The organism is Streptomyces sp. NPDC001852, from assembly GCF_042891825.1.
Classification (GTDB): domain Bacteria; phylum Actinomycetota; class Actinomycetes; order Streptomycetales; family Streptomycetaceae; genus Streptomyces.
The window spans coordinates 103,565-112,734 of record NZ_JBIATN010000027.1; the positions used below are offsets into that span (position 1 = coordinate 103,565).

The 9,170-nt window shown below is 71.6% G+C and carries 5 protein-coding genes; 3 read left to right on the top strand and 2 right to left on the bottom strand.

Features of this window, described 5'->3' with window-relative positions:
* Window positions 1-19: 19 nt before the first annotated feature.
* Entirely contained in the window at window positions 20-2,959 is a 2,940-nt protein-coding gene (locus ACFYZB_RS35465) for a SpoIIE family protein phosphatase (RefSeq protein ID WP_388765512.1), read from the top strand.
* A 53-nt stretch (window positions 2,960-3,012) separates the two neighbouring features.
* Here ACFYZB_RS35465 and ACFYZB_RS35470 read toward each other — a convergent pair whose 3' ends face one another.
* Together ACFYZB_RS35470 and ACFYZB_RS35475 are read right to left on the bottom strand one after the other, a co-directional pair.
* Complete coding sequence (locus ACFYZB_RS35470) at window positions 3,013-4,599, bottom strand: Na+/H+ antiporter (RefSeq protein WP_351214318.1); 1,587 nt, start codon at window positions 4,597-4,599, stop codon at window positions 3,013-3,015.
* A gap of 24 nt (window positions 4,600-4,623) precedes the next feature.
* Window positions 4,624-5,457 carry an SDR family NAD(P)-dependent oxidoreductase gene (locus ACFYZB_RS35475; protein WP_388765514.1) on the bottom strand — a complete coding sequence of 278 codons (834 nt, stop codon included), beginning with the start codon at window positions 5,455-5,457 and terminating at the stop codon, window positions 4,624-4,626.
* A 372-nt stretch (window positions 5,458-5,829) separates the two neighbouring features.
* On the opposite strand from ACFYZB_RS35475, the gene ACFYZB_RS35480 reads away from it, so the two are divergent.
* Window positions 5,830-7,545 carry an MFS transporter gene (locus ACFYZB_RS35480; RefSeq protein ID WP_388765516.1) on the top strand — a complete coding sequence of 572 codons (1,716 nt, stop codon included), beginning with the start codon at window positions 5,830-5,832 and terminating at the stop codon, window positions 7,543-7,545.
* Between the two features lie 232 nt (window positions 7,546-7,777).
* Window positions 7,778-9,019 (top strand): Ig-like domain-containing protein, encoded by a 1,242-nt coding sequence (locus tag ACFYZB_RS35485; RefSeq protein ID WP_388765518.1) that lies wholly within the window; start codon window positions 7,778-7,780, stop codon window positions 9,017-9,019.
* Window positions 9,020-9,170: the final 151 nt, after the last annotated feature.

Here is a 9,170-nt window from a genome sequence, read left to right on the forward strand (position 1 = left end):
GCCGGAGGAACTGCGAACCATGCAGACTGTGCGGCCCTTGGAGCGACACCGCGTGCGCATGCGGCTGCTCGACGCCGTGGACGAAGAGCGGCGCGATGTCGAAGTGCTGCTGACCGCACTCCAGCAGGCGGTGGCCGAGGTGCACGGCCTGGGCGGCATGGTGCACCTTCCGGGCGGCGGCATGAGTGGCGTCCTCTACCTGGTGGCCGACAGCGGCCTGCCGGAGTCGATGACCCGCCCCTGGCTGATCATCCCGGTACGGGGCGCGGCGCCGCCCAGCCGGGCCGCCCTCGACAACACCGTCACCTGGCAGCGCGACCTGGCCCCGCCCGACCCGGTCCCCGGCCGGGACCCCGCCGCCCTGTGGCCTTCCGGACTCCCCGCCGGCATCGGTCACCTGGCCGTCCCCATTCCGGGCCGTGGCCGGCGACGCGGCGCGCTCTCCGTCCTCTTCGCCCCGGGCGCCGAACCCGGCCCGTCGGAGCGCGCGTTTCTGAACGAGGTGGCGGCCTGGATGTCCGGAAGGCTCAAGTCGTCCGGGATCCTCAATCCGTCCCCCACCCTGCTGCGCGCCCTGGAAAGCGGGTCGGGACCCAAGGAGGCCCCCCCACGGCACGAGGAGGGGGTGCCGTCCATCGCGTACACCTGGGACCTGCGCACCGGCGAGCTGACCGCCGACGGGCCCGTCGAGGAGGTGCTGGCCGGCGTCGATCCGGATGTGATGTACGGCGGCATCGAGGCGTGGGCGGCGCTGATCCACCCGGACGACCTGCCGGCGGCGGTGGCCGGCTTCGACACGGGCATCCAGCTGCGCGGCGGCTTCCAGAACGAGTACCGGATCCGGCGCCAGGACGGCACCTACCTCTGGATCGAGGCCCGCGCCCGGACCATCACGGACGAGGAGGGGGTACCGGTGAAGGTGCTCGGCACCCTCCGGGACAGCAGCGAAACGCATGCCGCCGCCGAGTCGGTGGGGCAGGCCCTGCGGCACATGAGCGACGGCTTCGTCTCCCTGGACACGGAGTGGCGCATCGGATTCCTCAACCATGCCGCCGAGCGGCTCCTGGGCTCAGCGGGAGACGTGGCCGGAGCCCTGCTCTGGAACATTCCCGCGGTACGTGTCGTACCGGGGCTGGAGCAACAGTGCCGGGCCACGGCGGCCACGGGCCGGCCGGCCGGATTCGACATACCGGGCCCGGACGGGACGTCCTGGTACCACCTGCGGCTGGTGCCGGTGCCGGAAGGCCTCACGCTCTACATCACCGACACCACCGAGCGGCATCTGCGGGAGGCCGAGCGGGCCGACGCGGAGCGGGCGTCCGCGGAGCGGGCGGCCCTGGTGCAGCGGATCACGCGGGAGCTGGCCGAGGCCGTCACGGCCCAGGACGTGATGGCGGCGGTGGCCGACGGCGTGATGACCCCCCTCGGGGCCACCGGACTGGTCATGCTCGGCACGGTCGGCGACCGGCTGACCGTGGTCGGCTCCCGGGGATACACGGAACGCTTCACCCGGCTGCTGGACGGGCGCTGGTCGGTGCGGGACACCATGAATCCGGTGGGCGACGCCCTGCGCACCCGCACCCCCCTCTGCATCTCCTCCCCGGAGGAGTTCCTCAAGAGCTATCCGGGGACCGAGACCCTGGTCCGGGAGGGCGCCAAGCAGGCGTGGGCCTTTCTGCCACTGGCGGTGTCGGGGCGCGAGATCGGCGCGGCGGTGATCTCCTTCGGCCGGCCACGGGTACTGGACGACGACGAACGAACGCTGCTGACCGCGCTCAGCGGACTGATCGCGCAGGCCCTGGAGCGAGCCGGGCTCTACGACGAGGCGACGACCCGGGCCCGTACCCTCCAGCGCAGCCTGCTGCCGCAGGCGCTGCCGAAGCTGCCCGAGCTGACGACCGCGGCGCGCTACCAGCCGGCCAAGCAGGGAGCCGATGTCGGCGGCGACTGGTACGACGTGATCCCGCTCTCCGCGGCCCGGGTGGCACTCGTGATCGGCGACGTCATGGGCCACGGCATGGCCGAGGCCGCCACCATGGGAGGGCTCCGCACGGCCGTGCGCACCCTCTCGGAGCTGGAGCTGCCGCCCGACGAGATACTCGGCCACCTCAACGACATCGTCGGCGACCTGGGGAACGATGCCTTCGCGACCTGTCTGTACGGCATCTACGACCCGGTGAGCCGGCGTCTGTCGTACGCCAGCGCCGGCCAGCCGCCCCCGGCGGTGGCCCACCCCGACGGCACCGTCACCTTCCTGCCCATGACCCCGGACCCGCCCCTGGGGGTGGCCGCCCCGCCCTTCGAAACCCACGAGACCGTACTGCCCGCCGACAGCCTGCTCGCCCTCTACAGCGACGGTCTGGTCGAGAGCAAGGAGCGGGACGTCACCACGGGCATGAGCCACCTCGCCGAGCTCCTCTCGCGGTCCGTGCGCGCCATGCCGACCTCATCGCCCGACGCGTCCGACCTGGACGCTCTCTGCGCCGACCTCACCTCCGCCCTCCTCCCCGCCCACGGCGCACTGAGCGATGACGCCGCCCTGCTGCTGGCCCGCGCCCACCCGCTGAACGCGGAGAACGTCGCCGAGTGGCCGTTGCCCGAGGATCCGGTGGCGGCCGGCCAGGCCCGCGACCTGGTCCGCGCCCAGCTCAGTGACTGGGGCCTGTCCGACGAGGACCTGGTCATGACGACCGAGCTGCTGGTCAGCGAGCTGGTCGGAAACGTCGTCCGGCACGCCTGTGGCCCCATCCGGCTGCGCATGCTCCGCAGCCGCGCACTGATCTGCGAGGTCTCCGACGCCAGCCTCACCACGCCGCACATCCGCCACACCTCCGCCACCGACGAGGGCGGCCGCGGCCTGCAGCTCATCTCCGCACTCTGCGAGCGCTGGGGCACCCGCCACACCCGCACCGGCAAGTCCATCTGGACCGAACAGCCCCTCCCCGAGCCCGGCCGGTGACCCGAGTCGGATTCGTCGGCAGCAGGTGGCGGCGAGGGTGACCGGGCCGGGGGTCAGTCGCGGGGGCGCAGGCTGGCTTCTTCGAGGTCGAGTTCGTACTGGATGCGGCGCCGGGTGGCGTTGCTGATCTTGTTCTCTTCGTAGAGGTGCTGGAGCTCGGCCGCCTCGATGGCGATGAGTGTCCGGCGAATCTCGCGGTAGGCGTCGGCAGGACGGGCGTCCGGGTCACTGTAGTGGGCGTCTTCCACTTGGTGAATGCGCGCTTCCAGATGACGGCGGGCCTGTTTCAGGGCGGCCTGCGCGGCGGCACCCAGTTCGCCGAGCTCATCCAGATCTCCCAGCTGCTTGAGCTCGTCGAGAGCGGCATGGGCGATGTGCCGGCGGGTCCGCGCCTCCTCGCGAGCGGTGTGCTCCGGTTCCAGAGCGATGCCGGAGCGACGCACGACCGGGGCCAGGGTGAAACCCTGGAAGACGAGAGTGAGCGCGACCGTCCCGGTGGTGAGCGTGAGAATGAGCGCCCGGTGGGGCAGCGGCGCCCCGGTGTGGGTGACCAGGGGGATGGAGAGCGCGGCCGCCAGCGGCATGACGCCCCGGGTGCCCGCCCAGGACAGGACGGCCGGAACGCGCCAGGACAGGCGGTTGTCGCCCATCCTGTGCCGGCCGTGGATCAGGGCGGACAGCGGGAAGATCCACAGCAGGCGGATCGCCAGGAGAGTGAAGGCGATCACCGGCACCCACAGCGGCCAGCCGTGCTCGTCGCGCGCGAGATGGCGGACGGCGGAGGGCAGCTCGAGGCCGATCAGGGCGAAGACGACGCTCTCCAGCAGGAAGGTCACGGTGTCGTAGACGGCGTGGACCTGGAGGCGGACGGAGGCGTTGCTGAGCTTGTGGCCGGTGCTGCCGAGGACGACCCCGGACACGATGACGGCGGTCACGCCGGAGGTGTGCGACTCCTCCGCGATGACGTAGGAGGCGTAGGGGGTGACCAACGCGATGACGGTCTCCAGCATGGGGTCGTCGGTCCGTCTGCGGATCAGCGTCACCAGCGCGGCGACCGCCGCACCCATGAGGGCTCCGCCGCCTGCGAGAACCAGGAACTGCAGGGCCGTCCCGGACACGCTGATGGCGCTGCCGGTCACCGCGGTCACCACGGCGACCTTGTACAGGACCAGCGACGTGGCGTCGTTGAACAGGCTCTCCGCCTGCACCAGGGCCTGCACGCGCGGCGGGAGGGACAGACGCCGGCCGAGCGCGGTGACGGCCACGGGGTCGGTGCTGGCCAGGGCAGAGCCGAGGATGAGCGCGGTCGCGGCGGTGAGCGGGGTGAGGGCGGCGGCCACGTACCCGACGGCGAGGGCCGAGACGACGACCAGACCGAAGACCAGTCCGCTCACGGGCCGCCATACGGCGCGCAGGTCGCGTACGGAGATTTCCCCGGCCGAGGCGTACAGCAGCGGAGGCAGCACCAGCACGTTGATCACCTGAGGCGGCAGACGCACCTCGGGAACCCAGGGCATCAGCCCCACGACCAGACCGGCGATCACGAGGAGTGACGGAGCGGGCAGGCTCCAGCGCCGGGCACCGGTCGCCACCGCCGTGGCCAGGACCACGAGCAACAGGACGACGGTCAGGCCGGTCATGGATGGTTCCCAGTGGGTCGGCGGTCAGTGTTCCTGGGCCGTGGGGCGGACCATGATCTCGTTGACGGCGACATGCGGGGGCTGAGTGATCACGAAGGTGATGGCACGGGCGATGTCCTCGGCTTCCAGCCAAGCGTTCTGCGGCATGCCGCGGGCGGCGGCGGCCCCGGGGCCCGTCGCCATCTCCGTCACCGTCAGACCCGGCTCGATCAGCCCCACCCGTAGGCCCCTTCCCGTCACCTCCTGACGCAGCGCCTCGCTGAACGCGCCCACCGCGTGCTTCGTCGCGGAGTACACAGCGTTGTTCCTGCGCGCCACCCGGCCTCCGACCGAGCTGACGTTCACCAGATCGGCGACCCCGCGCGGGCCGTTCGCCGCCGCGCGGAGCAGATGGGGCAACGCTGCCTGCGACAGGTGCAGGACGGCGTTGAGGTTGAGATCGACCATCCGCTCCCACTCCGCGGGGTCGCCCTCCCCGACGGCGCCCATGGCCACGTATCCGGCGTTGTTCACGAGCACGTCCAACCGCCTGCAGCGGTCCACGGCGTCCTCGACGGCCCGACGTGCCTGCGTCGCGTCCTCGAGGTCGGCGGTGAGCACGCTGCACGAGCCGCCCCGATCTCGGATCACTGCGGCCAGGTCCTCCAGCCGCCCGGTACGGCGGGCGACCACCGCCACGGCGGCGCCCTGCCGCGCCAGCATCAGGGCGGTGGCCGCACCGATGCCGCTGGACGCACCCGTCACCAGCGCCGCACACCCCGCCAGTGGCGCATCGCCCTCGGCGACGGCGGCGCCCGGCGTCGTGACGCCCTGATCCACCGCTTCCGCGTGCCCGGCCTTCGGATCCCTCACACTCATGATCACCCTCACAGGTCATCGCGCCCGTGGCCGGCCGAGATGCCGCGAACCCCGCACCTCGGCCCACCGGCGAGGTCCCCCCTGCTCTTCGAAGCTTGCACCACACAGTCCAAGACCGCCTCCGCGCGGACGGGCAGCGCAAGGAGCCCCCACGACTCCCCCGGCGCGAGGTCACGTTTCGGTATCCCCACGCACCCCTCTAGGCCGTACCGACTGGTCGGTACTAGCCTCTGCGCACATCTTCCCCGTCTCGACAGAGACCCGGGTTCCGGCCCACCCGGCCGAACAGTGCTCGTGCCCGCCGCACCGCAAGGCGTGCGCTGTCCACACCCACCGCACCGGGCCCATGGGCCCGACCCCAGGAGCCGCCGCATGACCGCCATGCCCGCTTCGCCCGACGACACGAATCTCAGGCCGGCCGATACCGGTACCGGCACGCCGGAAACCCCCCACCGCGCCGCCCGGTTGTGGCGCCGCGAGTTGGACCACTACCCCGTCACCTCACGCCGGATGGCGTACCTGGGGATCGTGGTGGTGACCACCGTGGTCCTGTACTACGCCCTCTACGTGCAGTACGCGGTCGCCACGTCGATCATCACGCACTTCCACATGACCTACGGCTACTTCGTGTGGGTCAGCGTCATCGGCAACGCGGTCGGTGCCTTCGCCTCGCTGGTGGCGGGGCTCGCCGACCGATGGGGCCGGGCCAACATGGTGGTCTACGGGCTTCTCATCGCCGCCCTGCTCAGCCTCCTCGGCCTGCCCAGCGCCCCGGACAAGACCACCTACCTGGTGCTCTTCGCCGGCCTCAGCTTCATCGAAGGCATCGTGCTGGTGGCCACGCCGGCACTGATCCGGGACTTCTCCCCACAGCTCGGCCGAGCCACCGCGATGGGCTACTGGACCATGGGCCCGGTCATCGGGAGCCTGGTCGTCACCGTCGTCACCAGCAGCACCCTGTCCTTCGCCGGCTGGCAGGACGAGCTGCGCTACTCCGGCTGGGCCTGCCTCGGTGTCTTCGTGCTGGCGCTGGTGGGGCTGCGTGAGCTCTCGCCCCGGCTGCGTGACCAGATCATGGTCAGCCTCCGCGACCGTGCGCTCGTCGAGGCGCGGGCCAAGGGCACGCATCCGACGGCGGCGGCCGCGGGCCACTGGCGGCAGATGCTGCGGCTGGACGTCGTCGGCTCGGCCACGGCCGTCAGCCTCTTCCTCCTGCTCTACTTCGGCGCCGTGGGAAACTTCGTCGTCTATTTCGCGGCGACCTTCGGCTACAGCGAGCAGCGCACCAACGGGCTGGCCAACTGGTACTGGGCGGCCAACGCGGTGGCACTGGTGGCGGCGGGGCTGCTCTCCGACAAGCTGAAGGTGCGCAAGCCCTTCATGATCGTCGGAGCCGTCGGCTCGATCGCGGTCACCGCGCTCTTCGCCCTGCGCGCGACACAACCGCACACCGGTTACTACACCTTTGCCGCACTGTTCGTCGCCATCGGTGTGCTCACCGGCGTCACCTACGCGCCCTGGATGGCGAGCTTCACCGAGACCGTGGAGAAGCACAACCCGGCCGCCACGGCGACCGGTCTGGCCGTGTGGGGATGGATCATCCGGGCGGTGGTCGCGATCTCCACAGCGTTCGTCCCGGTCGTGGTGACGTCGGCCACGCCACTGGTCGAGCACGGCGCCCAGGTGAAGGCCGCCGGCGTCCAGGCCGCCCCCGCGCTGGCCGTCATCGACGCGCACCCCCGGCTCTTCGCCAGACTCGACGCCTACCCTCCGACCGCGGTCCCGCCGGCACTGGCGGCCCAGGCGGCGCACGAGGTCGGGGCCGACGGCCTGGCGACCGTGCACAGGGCCCAGCCGCAGTTGGCGCTGCTGCAACGCTACGGATCCCAGGTGAAGAGCGCCGCGGCCCAGGGCCCCGGACAGTGGCGCACCTGGTGGCTGATCTGTGTCGCCGGGCAAGTGATCTTCCTGCCGTTCATCTTCGCCATGGCCGGCCGCTGGAGCCCGCGCAGGGCCCGCGACGAGGCGGAGGAGCACCAGCGCGCCGTGGACCGTGAGCTGGCGGCCCTCGCCGAGGAGGGCGACTGATCCTGCGGCACCCTCCGGCCCGGGTGGGCAGCCCTGGCGCTGCCCACCCGGGCCGGCCGGCACCAGCCGATGCGGCCCGCTTCCGCCGCGGGCGTCCCTGCCATGGCCTGCGCCGGGCGGCGGGCGTGGACCGACTGCCCACGAGGCGTGGCATTCACCACAAATCACTCCCTTCAGGCCGGATGAATGCATAAAGGTGGTTCTTTCAATCCGGTTGCGATGGGAGAAGCGTTTGATCACGGCACGTAAGCGACGCACCGGGCTGATGGCCACGGCCGGCGTACTCGGCGGCGTACTCGCCGTCACGGCCCTCGGCGGGACCAGCAGCGCTGCGACCGGCCGCGCCGACGCCGGGAACCACCCGACCGCGCAGGCGCGGCTGGTTCGGGCGACCGCCCAGGACGCTTCCGACGCCCGAATAAGGATCACGCCCGGTCAAGGTGCCTACAACATCGGGATCAACACCCCCGTCGGAGTCACCGTCAGCAACGGCCGGCTCACCAAGGTGACCATGACCGCCGTCGCGACCGGTGCCGAGATTCCGGGCACACTGTCCGCGGACGGCACGTCCTGGAAGCCGGACGGCGTGCTGGAGCGGGCCACCAGGTACCAGATCGCCGCAGAGGCCGAGGACGCCAAGGGCCGCTCCGCCACCGCGAACGCCACGATCACCACGGCCTCGCCGGCCAACGACTTCATCGGGCACCTCTCCCCCGAGAACGGCTCGACCGTCGGTGTGGGCATGCCGGTGACGTTCGCCTTCGACCAGCCCATCAGCGACAAGGCCGCCGTGCAGTCGCAGATCCGGGTCGGCTCCAGCAGCGGCCAGCGGGTCGTCGGCCACTGGCTCGACGACGACCGCCTGGACTTCCGCCCGGAGAGCTACTGGAAGCCCGGCTCCACGGTCACCGTCAGGCTCACCCGCCACGGCGTCCAGAGGACGGTCACGTTCAAGATCGGCCGCAGCCAGATCAGCACCGTCGACGCCCGGACGAAGCAGATGACCGTCGTACGGGACGGCAGGACGATCAGGACCATCCCGATCTCGTCCGGCAGCTCCGAGCACCCGACGTACAACGGCCGGATGGTCATCTCCGAGAAGTTCCGGCAGATCCACATGAACGGTGCGAGCGTCGGCCTCAAGAAGAAGGACGGCAAGCCCGCGTACGACATCGAGGCCGTGCCGCACGCCATGCGCCTGACCGACTCGGGCACGTTCATCCACGGCAACTACTGGGGTGCCGACTCGGTCTTCGGCAAGGTCAACACCAGCCACGGCTGCGTGGGCCTGAAGGACGTCATCGGGGGCGGCGACGGCAGGCAGCCCGCCGCCTGGTTCTTCGACCACTCGATGACCGGTGACGTCGTGGTCGTCAAGAATTCCGCGGACAGGACCACGCTCGCCCCGGACAACGGCCTCAGCGACTGGAACATGCCGTGGAGCGAGTGGATCTCGGGCAGCACGACCGGCTGACGCCGCGTCGCTCCACGCACAGGAACATGCATCCCTTCCGCCGGGGGGGGGGCGGCCCCCCCGCCGGCCCCCCCCCCCCCCGGCCCGGGGGGGGCGGGGGGGGGGGGGGGCGCCCCCCACCCCACCGCCCGCCCCCCCCCCCCCGCGCGCG

Coding starts and splice junctions, on each gene's coding strand:
- ACFYZB_RS35480 (WP_388765516.1), top strand. CDS start 5,830: ATGACCGCCATGCCCGCTTCGCCCGACGACACGAATCTCAGGCCGGCC.
- ACFYZB_RS35465 (WP_388765512.1), top strand. CDS start 20: ATGCAGACTGTGCGGCCCTTGGAGCGACACCGCGTGCGCATGCGGCTG.
- ACFYZB_RS35470 (WP_351214318.1), bottom strand. CDS start 4,599: ATGACCGGCCTGACCGTCGTCCTGTTGCTCGTGGTCCTGGCCACGGCG.
- ACFYZB_RS35475 (WP_388765514.1), bottom strand. CDS start 5,457: ATGAGTGTGAGGGATCCGAAGGCCGGGCACGCGGAAGCGGTGGATCAG.